This is a genomic window from Bacillus sp. JJ1503 (genome assembly GCF_036965125.1).
GTDB lineage: Bacteria > Bacillota > Bacilli > Bacillales > Cytobacillaceae > Cytobacillus.
In genome coordinates, this window is sequence record NZ_JBALOZ010000122.1 from 17,142 (window position 1) to 35,032 (window position 17,891).

At 38.0% G+C, this 17,891-nt stretch carries 14 protein-coding genes and 1 pseudogene; 9 read left to right on the top strand and 6 right to left on the bottom strand.

Features of this window, described 5'->3' with window-relative positions:
• Nucleotides 1–183 precede the first annotated feature (183 nt).
• Entirely contained in the window at nucleotides 184–1,584 is a 1,401-nt protein-coding gene (locus V7149_RS10670) for a sigma-54 interaction domain-containing protein (protein ID WP_335345610.1), read from the bottom strand.
• A 257-nt stretch (nucleotides 1,585–1,841) separates the two neighbouring features.
• On the opposite strand from V7149_RS10670, the pseudogene V7149_RS10675 reads away from it, so the two are divergent.
• The 6 genes and pseudogenes from V7149_RS10675 (at nucleotide 1,842) to V7149_RS10700 (ending at nucleotide 8,076) form a co-directional block, all read left to right on the top strand.
• Nucleotides 1,842–2,665, top strand: a pseudogene (locus V7149_RS10675) (SDR family NAD(P)-dependent oxidoreductase).
• Between the two features lie 27 nt (nucleotides 2,666–2,692).
• Entirely contained in the window at nucleotides 2,693–4,132 is a 1,440-nt protein-coding gene (gcvPA, locus tag V7149_RS10680; RefSeq protein WP_335345611.1) for an aminomethyl-transferring glycine dehydrogenase subunit GcvPA, read from the top strand.
• Complete coding sequence (gene gcvPB / locus V7149_RS10685) at nucleotides 4,119–5,696, top strand: aminomethyl-transferring glycine dehydrogenase subunit GcvPB (protein WP_335345612.1); 1,578 nt, start codon at nucleotides 4,119–4,121, stop codon at nucleotides 5,694–5,696. The genes gcvPA and gcvPB overlap by 14 nt, the downstream gene beginning before the upstream one ends.
• 109 nt (nucleotides 5,697–5,805) lie before the next feature.
• A complete protein-coding gene (locus V7149_RS10690) occupies nucleotides 5,806–6,627 on the top strand; it encodes a basic amino acid ABC transporter substrate-binding protein (protein ID WP_335345613.1) in 822 nt (273 codons plus the stop codon).
• A gap of 73 nt (nucleotides 6,628–6,700) precedes the next feature.
• Nucleotides 6,701–7,357, top strand: a complete 657-nt coding sequence (locus V7149_RS10695; RefSeq protein ID WP_335345614.1) for an amino acid ABC transporter permease — start codon at nucleotides 6,701–6,703, stop codon at nucleotides 7,355–7,357.
• Nucleotides 7,354–8,076, top strand: a complete 723-nt coding sequence (locus V7149_RS10700; protein ID WP_335345615.1) for an amino acid ABC transporter ATP-binding protein — start codon at nucleotides 7,354–7,356, stop codon at nucleotides 8,074–8,076. Before V7149_RS10695 ends, V7149_RS10700 begins: the two co-directional genes overlap by 4 nt.
• Nucleotides 8,077–8,340: 264 nt before the next feature.
• On the opposite strand, the gene V7149_RS10705 is transcribed toward V7149_RS10700, so the two are convergent.
• Both V7149_RS10705 and V7149_RS10710 read right to left on the bottom strand, forming a co-directional pair.
• A complete protein-coding gene (locus tag V7149_RS10705; RefSeq protein ID WP_335345616.1) occupies nucleotides 8,341–8,913 on the bottom strand; it encodes a hypothetical protein in 573 nt (190 codons plus the stop codon).
• Nucleotides 8,906–9,784: a hypothetical protein gene (locus V7149_RS10710; protein ID WP_335345617.1), complete on the bottom strand. Its 879-nt coding sequence runs from the start codon at nucleotides 9,782–9,784 to the stop codon at nucleotides 8,906–8,908. Before V7149_RS10710 ends, V7149_RS10705 begins: the two co-directional genes overlap by 8 nt.
• A 123-nt stretch (nucleotides 9,785–9,907) precedes the next feature.
• Here V7149_RS10710 and V7149_RS10715 point away from each other — a divergent pair, with 123 nt between their 5' ends.
• The 3 genes from V7149_RS10715 to V7149_RS10725 all read left to right on the top strand — a co-directional run bounded on the left by V7149_RS10715 (nucleotide 9,908) and on the right by V7149_RS10725 (nucleotide 13,378).
• A complete protein-coding gene (locus V7149_RS10715; RefSeq protein ID WP_335345618.1) occupies nucleotides 9,908–10,666 on the top strand; it encodes an NRDE family protein in 759 nt (252 codons plus the stop codon).
• Nucleotides 10,667–10,781: 115 nt separating this feature from the next.
• The gene (locus V7149_RS10720) at nucleotides 10,782–11,762 is read left to right on the top strand and encodes a diaminopimelate dehydrogenase (RefSeq protein ID WP_335345619.1); all 981 of its coding nucleotides are present in this window, start codon (nucleotides 10,782–10,784) and stop codon (nucleotides 11,760–11,762) included.
• A 155-nt stretch (nucleotides 11,763–11,917) separates the two neighbouring features.
• Nucleotides 11,918–13,378: a PstS family phosphate ABC transporter substrate-binding protein gene (locus tag V7149_RS10725; RefSeq protein ID WP_335345620.1), complete on the top strand. Its 1,461-nt coding sequence runs from the start codon at nucleotides 11,918–11,920 to the stop codon at nucleotides 13,376–13,378.
• Between the two features lie 52 nt (nucleotides 13,379–13,430).
• Here the strand turns inward: V7149_RS10725 and V7149_RS10730 are convergent, their stop codons facing one another.
• The 3 genes from V7149_RS10730 to V7149_RS10740 all read right to left on the bottom strand — a co-directional run bounded on the left by V7149_RS10730 (nucleotide 13,431) and on the right by V7149_RS10740 (nucleotide 17,727).
• Nucleotides 13,431–14,657, bottom strand: a complete 1,227-nt coding sequence (locus V7149_RS10730) for a PucR family transcriptional regulator (protein ID WP_335345621.1) — start codon at nucleotides 14,655–14,657, stop codon at nucleotides 13,431–13,433.
• 572 nt (nucleotides 14,658–15,229) lie between these two features.
• Entirely contained in the window at nucleotides 15,230–16,774 is a 1,545-nt protein-coding gene (gene pruA, locus V7149_RS10735) for an L-glutamate gamma-semialdehyde dehydrogenase (protein ID WP_335345622.1), read from the bottom strand.
• Nucleotides 16,775–16,809: 35 nt separating this feature from the next.
• Nucleotides 16,810–17,727, bottom strand: a complete 918-nt coding sequence (locus V7149_RS10740; protein ID WP_335345623.1) for a proline dehydrogenase family protein — start codon at nucleotides 17,725–17,727, stop codon at nucleotides 16,810–16,812.
• Nucleotides 17,728–17,891: the final 164 nt, after the last annotated feature.

The window sequence follows — 17,891 nt, forward strand, 5'->3', positions numbered from 1 at the left end:
AAAATAGGAATCCTCCAAAATGTGAGTTTCGACATTTTGGGGGATTTTTTATAGGAAAAAGCCAAGAGCGGTCACCAATCACTGTCAATGGTGCCCACCCCATCCAATATTTCCACCCAATGATAACCAATGTCCTCTAAGTCTAATTCTATCTGATATTTAGTCTTATGAAATATGAGTTTTCTATGAAGGAATATGTAGTTTTTCCATTTTTCGGTATAGAGTACGAACGCTTATACCTAAATCTTCGGCTGCTTTTTGCTTGCCAATATAGCTAGTGCCGTAATACTGAAGCTTCTGAATAATGACTTCCCGTTCGGCTTCAACTAGTGATGGTTCTTGTTCATGCATTTCAATAGAAGTGCTTGAACATTTCTGAAAGAGGTAGGAGGGAAGAGATTGTTCGGTTAATACATTTTCTGTTTCCATATTCATACTATACTCAATGACATTCTCAAGCTCACGTAAATTTCCTGGCCAATGATAGGAAGAGATTGATCTTAAGAATTCATCTGTATAGGAATAAATCGTCTTACCGGTACGATCCTGTAATTTTTTAATTATGCTTGAAACAAATAAAGGTAAATCCTCCATTCTTTCCTTTAATGAAGGAAGAGTTATGGGGATAACATTCAAACGGTAAAAAAGGTCCGCTCGAAATAAATGATCATTCATTTGTTGAAATAATGATTGATTTGTAGCCGCTATTAGGCGAAAGTTAACCTTCCTTGAACGTGTTCCCCCAACCCGCTGAATCACGCCATCTTGTAAAACCTTTAATAGCTTTGGCTGCAAGGATAAAGGCAAATCTGCAATCTCATCTAAAAACAGCGTCCCATTATCCGCCAATTCAAGATAACCTGGTTTTCCCTTTTTTCTTGCATTCGTAAATGCTCCCTCCTCATATCCGAATAATTCACTTTCAAATAAATTCTCTGGAATTGTTGCGCAGTTTAATTCAACGAATGGTCCGTTTTGGACAGCACTTGTACTATGAATATATTGAGCTAGTAAGCTCTTTCCCGTACCTGTTTCTCCAGTAATTAATACGGAGGAGGAACTATTTTTTATGTTTCTAATAATTTTTTGAATTTGAAGGAAAGAAGGACTTTTTCCAAAAATATAGTTTGGCGCTGTTTTTGAACTTGCTTCCTCCACTTTCATTTCATTACTATCCCTCAATATGGAAACAATGATTTCTTTTAATTGTGATAGCCACTTTATGTAATAGTCTTGATTTTCTATTAAAATCCTTTCATTCCCATCAGAGAAGCTGACAAATGAAATATACCCATATTTTTTCCCATGGATGATCATGTCTTGGATTAGCTCTGCTTTAGAAGGGCAATTATTGATGAAATGACATCCTGTGCACATATTCATTTTTCCCGGCTGATGCAGAAAAGTAATGTGGTTGCCGTAAAGAGTTTTAAAGAATGGAGCGTATGCCTTTTCTCCCTTAATGTGAATATAGTTTTCTGTTGCGGCAATTAATTTTCCATCAGGATTAAAGCAGGCAATATCAAGGTGAAGGAGTTTAGAAAAAGCTTGGATAACTTTCGAAATAGAATTTAGCAGAATCATTTGTCTACTCTCCCTAAAAATTTCTATGTAAGACTCTTTTATTCTATTTATAAAATTCAGAATAGTCAATCGTATGAGGTGTCATGTGCCATTTTTGACACAACTTTTGTCATGCCTGTCAAAAAAGTCTGTCAATAAAACTGTAAAAAATTGCTGAAATATAGTTAAGTTCTTTCAAAATCATATTTATTTAATAAATTTGAAAATTGGCACAGTATTTGCAAGTAATAGATTGTAATAAAAAGGAGGGACTAAAAATGATTGACGTAAACAGCAAAGAAAGTAGCAAAACATGGAGTGGATTAGATTACGAAAAATTATTAGGACTTAAAGATAAAGTGGTTGTCATTACAGGAGCTGCCTCTGGCATCGGCTTGGCAACTGCTGAATTGTTCGCAGAAGCAGGTGCAAAAGTAGCTATTATTGACATTAATGAAGAGAAANNACAGCCGTTGCGGGTTCAATGAATGACAGGGGGTGGAAGTCTGTATTTTTCAAATGTGATGTGACTTCATCTGCTGAATGTGAATCAGTTGCCAAACAGATTGAACAGGAGTTTGGAAGAATTGATGTTTTGTTTAATAACGCTGGTGTAATTAGAAGAAAAACGGTCGTTGATCATACAGAAGAGGATTGGGATATCGTTCTAAATGTTTCATTGAAAGGTGCCTTCTTATTATCAAAGTTTGTCATCCCAATTATGGCGAATAATGGCGGTGGCAGCATTGTCAACACAGGTTCAGGCTGGGGGCTAAAAGGCGGAGATTTAGCGGCTTCCTATTGTGCTGCGAAAGCAGGAGTAGTCAATTTAACGAAAGCAATGGCCATTGATCATGGAAAACAAAATATTCGTGTCAATTGTATATGCCCTGGTGATACAGATACTCCATTACTTAGAGATGAAGCGAAGCAATTACAGCATGAGGAAGAGTCATTTCTTAAATCATCTGCTGTCGGGCGTCCATTAGAAAGAATTGGCACGCCATCTGATATTGCAAAAGGTGTTCTGTTCTTAGCGAGTGATATGGCCTCTTGGGTAACAGGAACAGTGTTAACGGTTGATGGCGGAGGATTAGCTTAAAAATTTTTATTAAAAGGAGAGAAAATGATGGGAAAGTATAATGCAGGAGCACATCCATATATTCCAAATACAGCTCCAGAAGTAAAAGAGGAAATGCTGAAAGAAATTGGTGTTCAAACGATTGAAGAGCTTTTTGATGGGATACCTGAAGAATTGCACTATAAAAAAGAGATGAATATCCCGGAACCATTATCAGAATATGAGTTAAAAAGATATATAGATGGGATTTTAAACAAAAATACCAATACTAAAGAGTACTTAAACTTTTTAGGGGCAGGCTGCTGGAATCACTTTATTCCTTCTGTTTGTGACGAAATCAATTCACGTGCAGAATTCTTAACGGCATATGCTGGAGACCCTTATGAGGACCATGGCAGATATCAAGCGTTGTTTGAATATCAAAGCTTGATGGCCGAATTATTAGATATGGATGTTGTCAATGTCCCAACATTTGACTGGGCTCAAGCTGCGGCAACCTCAATCCGGATGGCTGGCCGAATTACTGGCCGAACAGAGTTATTATTACCGAAAACAATATCCCCGGACCGTTTGAAAGTTATTAAAAATTACTGTTCACCATTTATCGAGTGCATACTTGTGGACTATGAAGAAGATTCCGGTCAAATCAATTTGGCAGATCTTGAAGGAAAGCTATCTGCCAATACAGCAGCTGTTTATTTTGAAAACCCTTCCTACCTTGGTTTTATTGAAACCCAAGGTCAGAAGATTAGCAGTCTAGCAAAAAGCCATGGTGCAGTTACTGTCGTTGGGGTTGATCCAAGCTCCCTTGGCGTAATGGCTCCTCCAAGTCATTATGGCGCAGATATCGTTTGCGGCGATCTTCAGCCGCTTGGCATGCATATGAGCTATGGGGGCGGCCAATCAGGATTTATCGCCACTCATGATGATATTACTTTTGTACAGGAATATCCTTCGAGATTATTTGGGATTGCACCGACTGTAGTTGAAGGTGAATATGGTTTCGGAGATGTCTATTATGATAGAACTTCTTTTGCTCAAAGGGAGAACGGAAAGGAATCTGTTGGAACACAAACAGCTTTATGGGGGATTACAGCTGGTGTCTACTTATCATTGCTAGGGCCAACAGGAATGTATCAGTTAGGACAGTCCATCATGCAAAAATCGCAATATGCAATGGGACAGCTTGGAAACATACCTAGTGTAGTTGCATCCCGTTTTGAATCCACAAACTTTAAAGAATTCGTGGTTGATTTTAACCATACTGGTAAATCCGTGAAGGAAATTAATAAATATTTACTTGATAATGGAATCTTTGGCGGAAAAGACTTATCTGAGGATTTTCCTGAATTAGGCCAAAGCGCATTATTCTGTATTACGGAAATTCATTCGAAAAAGGACATTGATCAGCTTGTTAGTACGATTCAGCAATGCTTAGATTCAGTCAAAAGCAAAGAGGAAGGGGAGAATGCACATGCAAAAAATTAATAGATCCCATAAAGTTAGAAATTTTCATCAGGCAAAGTGGGATGAGCCGATTATTTTTGAACTTCACAAAAGCGGGGAGCGAGGAGTCTCTCTTCCAGCAGTAGAAGATGAAATTATCAATAGTGTCGGAGATGGAATTTCTGCTATTCCATCTGAAATGGTTCGAAAAAGACAGCCTAATCTTCCGGAAATTTCCCAAAATCGTGTTTTGCGCCATTATTTAAGATTATCACAGGAAACGCTGGGTGCGGCTTTTAACGTTGAGATTGGACAAGGCACTTGTACGATGAAGTATTCTCCAAAAATAAACGAAACCTTTGCTTCATCACCAAAAATGTCTGAGCTTCACCCGTTACAGGATGTTAGTACAGTACAAGGAATTCTTGAAGTGACGTATAAATTAGATTTATGCATGCGAGAGATTTCGGGAATGGATTATTTCACATTCCAGCCAGGGAGCGGGACACAATCATTATTTACGATGGCTTCCATTGTACGCGCTTACCATGATGCGAACGGTGAAGGAGAACAACGGAATGAAATCATTACAACTAGTTTTTCACATCCTTCCGCGGCGGCAACGGCAGCAGTTAAAGGGTTTAAAATAATCACCTTACAGCCAGACGAAGAGGGTTTCCCTGATATCGAGGAGTTAAAAGCGGTTGTTTCCGAAAGAACAGCTGGATTTGTCGTTGCGAATCCAGAAGATACTGGAATCTATAATTACCGTATTAAGGAGTTTACAAAAATTGTCCATGATGCTGGCGGGATTTGCTATTATGACCAGGCGAATGCCAACGGATTACTCGGCATTACTCGCGCCAAAGAGGCAGGCTTCGATATGTGCTTCTTTAACCTTCATAAGACATTCTCTACACCTCATGCTTGTGGGGGCCCTGCGACAGGAGCTCTCGGAGTATTAAACAAGCTAAAGGAATTTTTGCCAGGGCCAATTGTTGAAAAACAAGATGAAGAATATGTTTTGAATGACAACTTAAAACATAGTATCGGGAAAGTACGGTCATTCCAGGGCGTCCCGCAAACTGTCTTGCGAGCCTACGCTTGGATAAGAGCACTTGGCGCAGAAGGCTTAAAGGATGTAGCCCAAATTGCTGTCTTAAACAATAACTATTTATATCACAAAATATTAAAAATCCGCGGGGCAAGTGCTCCTTATATTAATGGAAAAAGGCTGGAGCAAGTTCGTTATAGCTGGGAACAGCTAACAAAGGAAACAGGGGTAACTACGGATGATGTGTCTCGCCGGATGGCTGATTTTGCCCATCATTATTGGTCAAGCCACCATCCATTTGTCATACCAGAACCATTTACACTTGAGCCGACAGAGTCATACTCAAAAGCAGATTTAGATGAATATATTGCTTCCCTAACACAAATTTCAGACGAAGCCTATACAAATCCAGAACTCGTGAAAAATGCACCACATAATAGCACCATTCATCGAGTGGATGAGCAAGACTTCTTTGAAAATCCAGAAAAATGGGCTATTACTTGGCGCTCTTATTTAAAAAAGGCTAAGAATACCGAGAAAATTAATTCCTAGTTTAAAATGACTAGCACCTAAAGTTTAAATAGACCCATCAGTGAGGACAAGGCTCTTGACTGATGGGTACTCCTGTACAGTAAAAAATATAAGAGGAAGTGTAGAGAAGATGAAAAAACATCATCAATTAGTACTCTGTCTACTTACAATATGCATCGTTATTTTTACAGCTGCATGTGGAAAAAGCTCTACGGAAAATACGAATGCTTCGGGTGAAAAGGAGCTATTAGTAGGAACAGATGCAGTAACACCACCATTCGTTTATATGGATAAAGGAAAAATAGTTGGATATGATGTGGACCTAATTAGTGCAATCCTGGATGAAGCAGGATATAAATATAAGATTGATAATGTCGGCTGGGATCCTTTATTTGCATTAGTTGAAAACGGGGAAGTCGATATTGGCATAACATCTATTACGATCACGGATGATAGAAAACAAACATATGATTTTGCTGATCCTTATTTTGAGTCAAAGCTGATGATTTTGGCTAAAGAGGGTACCGATATCAAAAATGCCATAGATTTAAAAGGCAGGAAGGTTGGCGTACAAAATGCAACGACTGGCCAAATTGCTCTTGAAAAAATAGTCGGTGAAAATAATTCAAATATATTAAAATATGAAACCTTAGGTGTAGCATTTATGGCACTGAAAAATGGCGATATCGAAGCAGTTATTACAGATAATACGGTGGCAAACGAATATGTCAAAAACAATCCAAATGACAAATTTATCGCGATTCCAGATGATGAAAATTTCGAACCTGAATATTACGGAATTTTATTTAAGAAAGGTAACAGTCTGTCTGGTGAAATAAACAAAGCATTGAAAACGATTATTGATAATGGAACATACACTGAAATCTATGAAAAATGGTTTGGGGTATCTCCTGATTTAGAGGTAATTAAAGCACTTTCTACTGAGAAATAGCAGTTAAGTTATGGGGGGATTGGGCTGCGCTTTTAACAACCTCTTGAATTAGCACAGGGATGGAGTGGGTGATATGGATTTTCGTTTTGATATCATAATTGATTATTTGCCTTTTCTATTGAAAGGCTTAGCGTTAACGATTGGCCTTTCAATAGGAGGAATTCTTATAGGAAGTGTTTTAGGCTTTTTCGTTGCTCTTGGAAAAATGTCTAAAATTAAATGGCTTCGATTACCTTTTATTTGGTATATTAATTTCTTCCGTGGAACGCCGCTATTAGTTCAACTTTTTCTCATACACTTTGGGTTCATGCCGCTATTCATGTCCCCGGCGAGCACCATTGCTTCTGCTATTGCTGCCTTATCGTTAAATTCTGCCGCTTATGTGGCAGAAATATTTCGAGCAGGCATTCAGTCAATTGATAAAGGGCAGGAGGAGGCTGCCCGTTCACTTGGAATGAGCCAATCACTTTCAATGAGGTTTATTATTTTTCCTCAGGCCTTTAAGCGAATGATTCCTCCTTTAGGAAATGAATTTATCGTATTGCTGAAAGATTCATCATTGGCTGCCATTATTGCTGCACCTGAACTCATGTATTGGGGAAGAGCAGCATCAGGGCAATATTTCCGTATTTGGGAACCGTATTTGACAGTTGCGTTTACATATTTCCTCTTAACCCTCTCTGTAACGTATTTATTAAATAATGTTGAAAAGAGGCTGTCAAACACATGATTAAAGTGAAAAACCTAAAAAAGACCTTTGGAGAAAACGAAGTTCTAAAGGATATCAATATACAAATTAATGAAAGAGAGGTTGTCGTTGTAATCGGACCATCTGGTTCTGGAAAATCAACCTTCCTACGCTGTCTAAATAAATTGGAAGAGGCAACCTCGGGAACAATTTTAATAAATGATATGAATTTAACGGCACCGAAAGTAAATATAAACGAGATCCGGGCGGATGTAGGTATGGTTTTTCAGCAGTTTAATTTATTTCCCCACAAAACCGTACTAGATAATATCACAATTGCTCCAATCAAGGTCCGTAAAAAGGGGAAAAAAGAAGCGGAAGAAAAGGCGTACCAGCTGCTTGAGAAGGTAGGCCTTGTCAGTAAAGCAGATGCGTATCCAGATTCATTATCAGGCGGCCAAAAGCAAAGAATTGCGATTGCAAGAGCACTTGCTATGGAGCCAAAAATAATGTTGTTCGATGAACCGACCTCAGCACTAGATCCAGAAATGGTCGGGGAAGTTCTAGCCGTTATGAAGGAATTAGCTCTTGAAGGAATGACGATGGTCGTTGTAACACATGAAATGGGCTTTGCAAGAGAAGTCGGAGATCGGGTAGTATTCATGGATGAAGGATATATTATCGAGGAAGCTCCTCCAATTACTTTATTTACTGCACCTCAACATGAAAGAACGTCAGCATTTTTGTCAAAAGTGTTATAAGTAGGTAGAGAGAAGGAGGTTGCATCTTACCTTCATTTTTTCATTGGCTGCTTACTAATATTTTCGTTTAACTTTAGGGGATTTTTAAAAATAGGATCGGGCTGTCTTTTAGATAGCTTGTTTTTCACAATTAGGTACCCGTCCTTTTGGGCAGGTACCTTATTATTTGGGGAAAGTGCTGATCAGCTCAACAGATAATCCGGGATTAAAATAGAAATGACGGATGTCAGCCTAGTCAATCAGGCTAACTAGGAAGACTGTTTGTTATACGGTCAAAAATCTTATTCTAAATTGCCTTAATAAAACGAGTATAATGATTTCCATGATAATGGTAGTGACGATGCTAAATCCGATAATAAGAAAGCCTTCGGAATCATTAACATTCATAAAAAACGGAATGGCTGCCAAAGAAGCAAAGGTTCCTATTACGTAAATGAACATTCCTTTTTTCGCGCTTTTCGCAAACAGCATAAATCCTTCTTGCTCTGCCATTTCAATTAATCCAAGGAGTGCATAGTAAACCATGAATAAATGAAGAATTCCATGTACGCTTGAAATGAACATTAAGAATAGTGACAGGTTGGACAGGCTGAATTCATCCATTGGAATCGGAGGTCCTTGAAAAATTGTCACTAAAGATAGCAATGCTAAACAGATTGAAAGTCCTCTTGCTTTTGAAAAATGCGAAGAGTAAGTCAGTAGCTGCTTTAAACTAGAAACGATAATAAAATAGCCAATGAAATCAGGCAGTATATCGATTATTATGATATTAATATCAATTAGAACTAGGATTAGTCCCCAAAAGACCTTGTTGATGGAAGAAGGAATATTAGTCATTATTTTCCTCCTTAACAATCTCCCTTATTTCCTGTTCAGCTAGATAGGGTTGATATGAAAAAGAAAAATACTCAGAAAAAGTTTGTCCGTTCATTTCTTGCCCTTCCAAGGCTGCACGAATTTCATAGTAGTTAAAACGGCCAGAATCATTTTGCTGAAAAGAAAATTGATATCTTATCGACAGTAGTTCATCTTTTTTTATCATGATTGGAAATAGATCTTTAGAGAGTGATCTTCCATCATCTTGAAAAACACCAGGAACCTTTTGATTCAAGTGCTGCTGAACCTCGACTTGATTACTGTTTAGCTTTAAAGAAAGGGCGGATTTCAATTCTTCCGCATATGGAATTGCCAATCCTGTAATTTCGATATCTTTATCAGCCTTTAATATATGATACCCCGTGTGATCGCTGGAACTGCCAGAGCTTTGAGATTGTAAAACACGATCATTCCACTTATAAAATGTAATCTCCCCAATATCCATTGTCAGACTATCCCCATTTGACAGGTGAGCTTTGACTTGATTAAAGCTAAAGGAATTTTCATCGATGTTTGTTAAAAATCTTTCATTTACTTCAAGAGAAAAAGATTTTATTTCATAGTGCCGATATTTTTGACCATGTTGAGGTGCTTTCGAATAAAATTCACCTTCCATTCCGGGAATCGTGATCCATTGGATGTCTAACTCATCGCTGCGATTCGCAATATAATGTAAATGGATGATGTATCCTTGGCTGGACGGAACATAATAATAATGCTTTAACATAATCGGCTTTTGAAGCTGGCTAGAGACAAAAAATGCATAATTTCCAACTAAACTCACAATGACCAAAGCTATCCCAGCATAAAGCAAGGATTTATTCATTTTCATCGCGTTTTCCTTTCAAACATGACATTATATATTGTATATTCCATTTAATTTGAAGTTTTCCTTTTCTGAAAAGGATTTTGTTCATCGAAATGAACGTAATTACTTATGAAGGTGGTGAAATACATGTGCTTAATCCTATTTGCTTATAAAGTCCATCCTGAATATAGGCTAATCGTTGCGGCAAACCGCGATGAATTTTATGCACGGCCAACAGCACCAGCACATTACTGGGGGGATCATCCATATATACTAGCTGGCAGGGATTTAGAAAAGATGGGCACCTGGATGGGAGTTACAACTTCAGGCAGATTTGCGGCACTAACGAATTATCGGGATCCGAATGAAATAGTGGGAGGCAAGCGATCACGGGGAGAATTGGTGGCTGAATTTTTGCAGGGTAGCGATACCCCTTTTGAATATATGAAAAAAGCCGCTGCGGATGCCAACAACTATCCAGGCTATAACCTATTAGCAGATGATGGTGAAAATTTATACTATTACTCAAATATCGAAAATGAAATCAAAAAGCTTTCCCCAGGAATTTATGGAGTTAGTAATCATTTATTAAATACAGAGTGGCCAAAGGTGAAGCGGGGCAAAGACGGATTAGCGGCAATAATTAGCGGAGAAAAGAAAAACCTTTCAACTGACCTATTTAATCTGCTGCAAGACGCAGATCAAGCTCCAGACGAAATCCTCCCTAATACGGGTGTAGCGATTGAATGGGAAAGAATTCTTTCCCCATTATTTATCCAGAGTGAAGGATATGGGACAAGAAGCTCGACTGTATTATTCATGAAAGATGAGAAAATAGATTTTATTGAACGTGTTTATTCAGTAGACTCATTCAGCAGTAATAGATTTGCAATAAAAATTACTTAAGAAGATGTTGAATTGTAAAAAAACTTTATTGTGCTAAAGTTTTTTTGTTGTATGTTTGCTTAAAAAAAGGTAAGATGAAAAATAAAAAAGTTTATCAGCTATGGAGGGATTCACTATGAACAGTCAAATTAAAGTAGGTATTGTTGGGTATGGAAACCTTGGCCGTGGTGTGTTAGCTGCCATCAATCAATGCCCAGATATGGAACTGGTTAGTATTTTTACAAGAAGATCACCTGAAAGTATTCATGTTAAAGATGTGAAGGTATTACATATCTCCGAAGCTGAAAATTACAAAGATAAAATTGATGTGATGATTTTATGCGGCGGTTCGGCGACTGATCTGCCTGAACAAGGCCCACAGTTTGCTCAATGGTTTAATACGGTTGATAGCTATGACACTCACGCGAAAATCCCAGAATATTTCGATTCAGTTGATCAGGCTGCAAAAGAAAGCGGGAAAACAAGTATTATCTCTGTTGGGTGGGATCCTGGTCTGTTCTCTATTAATCGTTTAATGGCCGAAGCAATCTTACCTGCGGGTGAAAATTATACGTTCTGGGGAAAAGGTGTCAGCCAAGGGCATTCAGATGCTGTCCGCAGAGTTGAAGGTGTAAAAGGAGCCGTACAATATACTGTTCCGATTGAAGAGGCTGTTGAAAAAGTAAGAAGTGGGGAAAACCCTCAGCTCTCTACTGCTGAAAAACATTTAAGAGTTTGCTATGTAGTAGCAGAAGAAGGCTATGATCAAGCGAAAATAGAAGAGACAATTAAAACGATGCCAAATTATTTTGCGGATTATATTACAGAGGTGCACTTTATTTCTGAAGAAGAGCTACAAGCTAACCACTCCAAGCTTCCACATGGAGGATTCGTGATCCGAGGCGGACAGACAGGGGAGAATAATAAACAAATCATTGAATTCTCACTGAATTTAGAAAGCAATCCAGAATTCACTTCTAGCGTGTTAGTGGCGTATGCACGCGCTGCTTACCGTTTAAATATAGAAGGTCAATCTGGAGCGAAATCTGTTTTTGAAGTAGCGCCAGTTTACTTGTCTCCAAAAACAGCAGAAGAATTAAGAAGAGATTTACTATAGGATGGGGCCGTCCCCCATTGACCGATAAACAGATGTCATCATATTGGCATCTGTATTTTTTTTGTCAAAAATTAACTAATAATAGCAAAATATATTGCGAAATCAAAATAAAAAGTGTAAAATTACACTGAATATTATGAGGGGATGTGTCAATTTTGGCTAGAAGGCTAGGGATTCTGATTTTATATTTCGGTATCATTCCTTTTGGACTGTCATTTTTACCGCTGGCAATATTGGGGATTGGAGTCGAAAATATCATGAGTTCATCCCTTATTCCGCTAATAATAGGGGGCGTAGCCTGTGGTATTCTCGCTGCAAAGAAACTAAATCAGCCAGATAAATTAAAGGAAGCCCTGCCGCTCTATTTTATGCCACTCCTTTATACCGGAATTTTATGGGTAATATTTATGATCATTAGTAAGGGGTTTTACGGTGCGAATTTATGGTCTTATTTTGCCATTTCTCATATTGCATTCGCTCCGATATTTTTAATAGGGTCATTTATGGGGGTAGGCAGCCTTTTTATATGGGCACCTACAGCATATGAAATTTCATTTTTAATTGCTTTGATGATTACACTGCTGCTTAGAAAAGAACGCCTAGTTTTTAAACGGAAACAGTGGATAATGATTTTTGCGGTCCTGGTCATTGCCTTTGGAACGGGTGCTTCCATCCAATTACAACGCAGTAAGACAGTCTTGCCATCGTATGGGTTTGACTATGGGGGAGGCTATTCTAGTACTGATTTGACACCTTATTCTGTGACGAATCCTAATCATAAACTTCCTCAGCTTAAGGAAGAATCAACTTTTACGATAACGGAACGAAATCAGATGCCCATTTTAGATGGGGCTGAAGCGGCTTATCCTGTTTATTCAGCTTTTGCTAAAGAGACGTATAAAAATATTGAAATCCTTAATGCTGGTGAAGAAATCGTCACCTTTACAAACACGATTTATGCTTATGAAAGACTGCTTTCAGGTGAAATTGACATCTATTTTGGTGCGGAGCCATCGAAATCTCAGCTAGAAATGGCGAAGAGGGCAGGGAAAGAGCTAGTGATGACCCCAATTGGCAAGGAGGCATTTGTCTTCTTTGTTAATCCAGATAATAAGGTTCACAGCTTAAGTGTTTCTGAGATTCAAGGAATCTATTCCGGAAAAATAACGAATTGGTCTGATTTGAATGGGGGCAATGAAAGAATAATTGCCTTCCAGCGACCGGAAAACTCAGGAAGTCAAACCTTATTACAAAAAATAATGAGGGATACTCCCATTATGGAGCCGCTTAAAGAGGAGGTTCCACGTGGAATGGGCGGAATTATGGAACAGGTCGCCGACTATCGAAATTATAAAAATGCGATTGGCTTCTCATTCCGCTTTTTTGCTACTGGCATGAACCCTAATCCTGATATTAAACTGATCGCCATTGACGGAACAGAACCAAACCCGGAAAATATTTCGAGTGGCACATATCCATTTACTGCGTCCCTTTACGCAATATCGATAAAGGAAAATCCTAAATCATCTATTGTTCCCTTTTTAGAATGGATGCAGGGACCACAAGGGCAAGAAATTGTTGAACAAATTGGGTATATTAAGCTTCCGGAAAATTGAAGATAAAAAAAGATGCCCTTTTAATAGAATCGGCATCTTTTTTTATAAAGCTTTATTGCCCTTTTTTCATAAGCTGCAAATCTATATAAAGTTGGCATTTTAAATTAAAATCATCCAAATCAAGCCCAGTTAGCTCAGTAATCTGCTTAATTCTGTATTTCAGTGTATTAATATGGATATAAAGCTGATCGGATGTTTGTTTGAGCCGGCAATTATTAAATAAATACACTTCTAACGTGTTTACTAAATCCGTTTGGCTTTCCTGGTCTTTTCTTTGCAGGATCAACAATTCTTCGTTTCTATAATTCATCTGATCGTTTTGTCTTGAGATCGTTTCAAGGTAATGAAAAACCCCAAGCTTTTTATATTCGAAAATTTGCTGAGTTGATCCAAGAAATTTTGCTGCATTTATTACTTCGAGTGCCTCTTTATAGCTTTGCTTTATTTTTAGAATGGAAGTATGAGGGCGACCAATCCCAGCAAAAATAGGCTGATTTTTAAATTGACTTAATACAGTGTTACTCAATTCATTAGCGCTTTCAGATAATTGTTCAGAATGCTGCGAGTTGCTGCCCATTACGACAATTATCTTTAGCTGATCACAAAAAAGATGAGTTGGATTTTTGAGAGCATTGGAGAACAACCGAACAGTCTCTATCAGCTCATCAAAAACTACCTCGTCATTTTTCCCGATTGTAAAGACAACAACCATAGAGAAATTTGCAATAATGATATTTTTATTGGCTGCCTCCCACTTTATTTGATTTTCCGATTGGTAAGGATCTTGAATGAGTTTCTTAAAAAACAGAGCCTTTTCTTCATCTTTCTTTCGCTTTTCCTGCATTTTTTTGTAAAGGAGCTTGCCAATATGTAAAGACACATTGGATAAAAATTGGAGCTCATGATCAGTAAGCAAGTCATTAACTTCCTGAATCCAAATAAACCCAAGAATTTTATTTTTATGTTTCAAGCTTAAAACGACACGCTGATTTAAGCCAATATCTTTAATTTCCTTGACACGGAATGGTTTCGTTTCCGTTTTCAGCTTTTCCACAATTCCTTCATCCATGAATTTTTCCAAAATTGATATAGGCCAACGTTTTGAAAAGATGGTTTGCTGGTTGGCTTTATCAAATTGTTCGATATAAAAAGAGCTGTAGGCTAGTAAAGAAAATTGCTCATTCTCGATCACAACAGGCTTTTTTAAATAGGAACTAATTAAATCTGTAATTTCATCAATATCTGTTAATGTGAATATTTTATCGATTGGCTGATTCATACGGCTGCTCCTTTCCATAAAATTTACTGCGTATCTATTCAAGTATTAATATGTATGTAAAATTAAAAACCCTAGATTCTATCATACTTTCAATAGTTTTATCTGTATAGCCCTTCTTAGGTTATTTCAGAAAACAAAGTTATTGTTAAAAAAGTGTATTAAGCTATGTTGCGTTTCTGAGGTTTGAATTGAAAAACGCTGATAAAAAGGGGTTCAAGGTAAGGGGGGTAGTTCTAGACAAATACTAACATAGAAGGATTCAATGTAAGGGTTTTGTTGTAGAGAGAGGAAAAATGCAAACATAGAGGGGCTCAATGTAAGGGTTTTGCTGTAGTTAGAGGAAAAATGCAAACATAGAAGGGCTTAATGTAAGGGTTTTGCTGTAGTTAGAGGAAAAATGTTAACATAGAAGGGCTCAATGTAAGGTTTTTGTTGTAGAGAGTGGAAAAAACTAACATAGAAGCATCTATTAATAGTGTTTTTCAGAAGATAACAGATTTAATTCAAAATGAAAAGAACCAACCGGCAATGCACGCCGATTGATTCTCCTAATCTAATGATATATGAATGTCTTAAAACATTTCGGAAGTTGTTTTTGCTTGCATGTGAAGAAGGAGGTAATCAGGGCCGCCTGCCTTTGAGTCCGTTCCTGACATGTTGAAGCCTCCGAATGGCTGGTAGCCAACGATAGCACCCGTACAACCACGGTTGAAATAAAGGTTACCAACATGGAAATCCTCACGTGCTTTTTCCATGTTTTCACGATTATTGGTAATAACCGCACCAGTTAAACCATACTCTGTGTTGTTCGCAATTTCGATTGCCTCATCGAAATTCTTCGCTTTTGTGAAGCCAACGACTGGGCCAAAAATCTCTTCCTTCATGATGCGTGCTTCTGGAGAAAGATCTGCAAATACTGTTGGTTTAATGAAGTAGCCTTTAGAGTCGTCTCCTTCTCCGCCTGTCATAAGCTTTCCTTCTTGTTTCCCGATTTCGATGTAGCTCATAATTTTATCGAATGCACTTTGGTCAATGACCGTTGCCATGAAGTTAGTTGGATTGGTTGGATCTCCTTGTGTAAGCTCGTTAGTTAATTCCACAACACGGTCTAATACTTGATCATATACGTCTTCTACAATAACTGCACGTGAGCATGCAGAGCATTTTTGACCAGAGAATCCGAAAGCTGATTTCACGATCGATTGAGCGGCTAATTCTAAGTCAGCTTCGTTATCAACAACAATTGTATCTTTACCGCCCATTTCAGCGATTAGGCGTTTCATCCAAATTTGGCCCTCGTTAATTTTTGAAGCACGTTCGAAAATGCGAAGACCGACATCACGAGAGCCCGTGAAGGAGATGAAACGTGTCTTCGGATGATCAACTAAGTAATCCCCTACTTCAGCGCCGCTTCCAGGAACAAAGTTTAGAACGCCTGCAGGAAGTCCAGCTTCTTCCATTACCTCTACGAACTTAGCAGCTACAATTGGTGTAGTAGAAGCAGGTTTTAAGAGAACAGTGTTTCCAGTTACGATTGCTGCAACTGTTGTTCCAGCCATGATCGCAAACGGGAAGTTCCATGGTGAAATGATGATGCCTACCCCTAGTGGAATATAATCATAGCGGTTGTATTCACCAGGACGGCTTTCGACAGGAACACCGTCTTTGATTCGGAGCATTTGACGAGCATAGTATTCTAGGAAATCTATTGCTTCAGCTGTATCTGCGTCAGCTTCATTCCATGGCTTACCAGCTTCTTTTGTCAGAAGGGCAGAGAATTCATGCTTGCGGCGGCGAATGATTGCAGCTGCTTTGAATAATACGTCTGCACGCACTTCAGGTTTTACTTTTTTCCAAGATTCGAATGCTGTAACAGCTGCCTGCATTGCTTTTTCAGCAAGGTCTTTGCTTGCTTTCGAAACACTTCCGATTACTTCCTGCTTATTAGCTGGGTTATAGGAAACAATTTTGCTATCGGTTGTTATTTTTTCATTGCCGATTACAAGAGGATAATCCTGGCCAAGGTAGCCTTCTACGAGTTTAATAGCTTCTAAGTATGCTTGTTTATTTTCTTCAATTGAAAAATCAGTAAATGGTTCGTGTTTGTATGGGATCATTTTTTTCGCTCCTTTAGTTACTTGAGATTTTTTTCTTAATTTTTTACCATACCTTTGAAAGCAAATGCAATATTAGCTGGTCTTTCTGCTAATCTTCTCATGAAATAGCCGTACCAATCTAAACCATAAGGTACGTAGACACGGAATTTATAGCCTTGCTTTACTAAATCAAGCTGTGTTTTATTTCTCATTCCGTAAAGCATTTGGAATTCAAAAAGATCATTTGGGATGTTATGCTCTTTGGCAAGATTTATCGTATACTCGATGATTTGATCATCATGAGAAGCAATCGCTGTATAATTGCCGCTTAATAAGCTTTGCTTAATGAGCTTTTTATAATTTTCATCCACGTCTTTCTTATCAGGATAGGCAACATCTGCCGATTCTTTATAAGCACCTTTTACAAGACGCAGGAATGGCTGATAGACGCTAAGATCTTTCAAGTCCTGCTCAGTACGGTAGAGGTAAGCTTGAAGAACCGTGCTGACACAGCTGTATTTTTCTCTTAACTGTTTGAAAATATCAATCGTAGCCTGGCAGCGAGGCACATCTTCCATGTCGATGGTCACCATGATTTGATGCTTTTCAGCTGTATCGAGAATTTTAGTCATATTCTTCATAACTAAATCACGATCAATATCAAGTCCTAATGAGGTCATTTTCAGAGATACTTGAGAATCCAGCTTTTCCTTGCTAATCATTTCGATGGTACGAATACATTCTTCCGTACGTTCGTTTGCAATCTCAACTGAATTAACGAATTCTCCTAAATGGTCGACTGTTACAGATAATCCTTGATTATTTAATTTTCTGATAAATTCAATTGAGCTTGGAAAATCTAGTCCGCCAATCAGTTTACCTTGTGCAAACTTTCCTCCTCTTTTTTGAGCGATTTTATTAAGAAGATCGTTCTTTGAAAGAAATAAGAAAAAGTCCCTTGTTAATGCTTCCACTTATATAAACACCTCCGAAATTGCATTAAATCCCCGCATAATGGGTATTTCTTCTATTACTTTAAATTCTACAATTCTGTGACAACTATCTACAATGTTAGTGTAATACAATTATTTGATTGTTCTTTTGTTGCTTTTGGACAAAAAGTTTATCGCAGATTAAC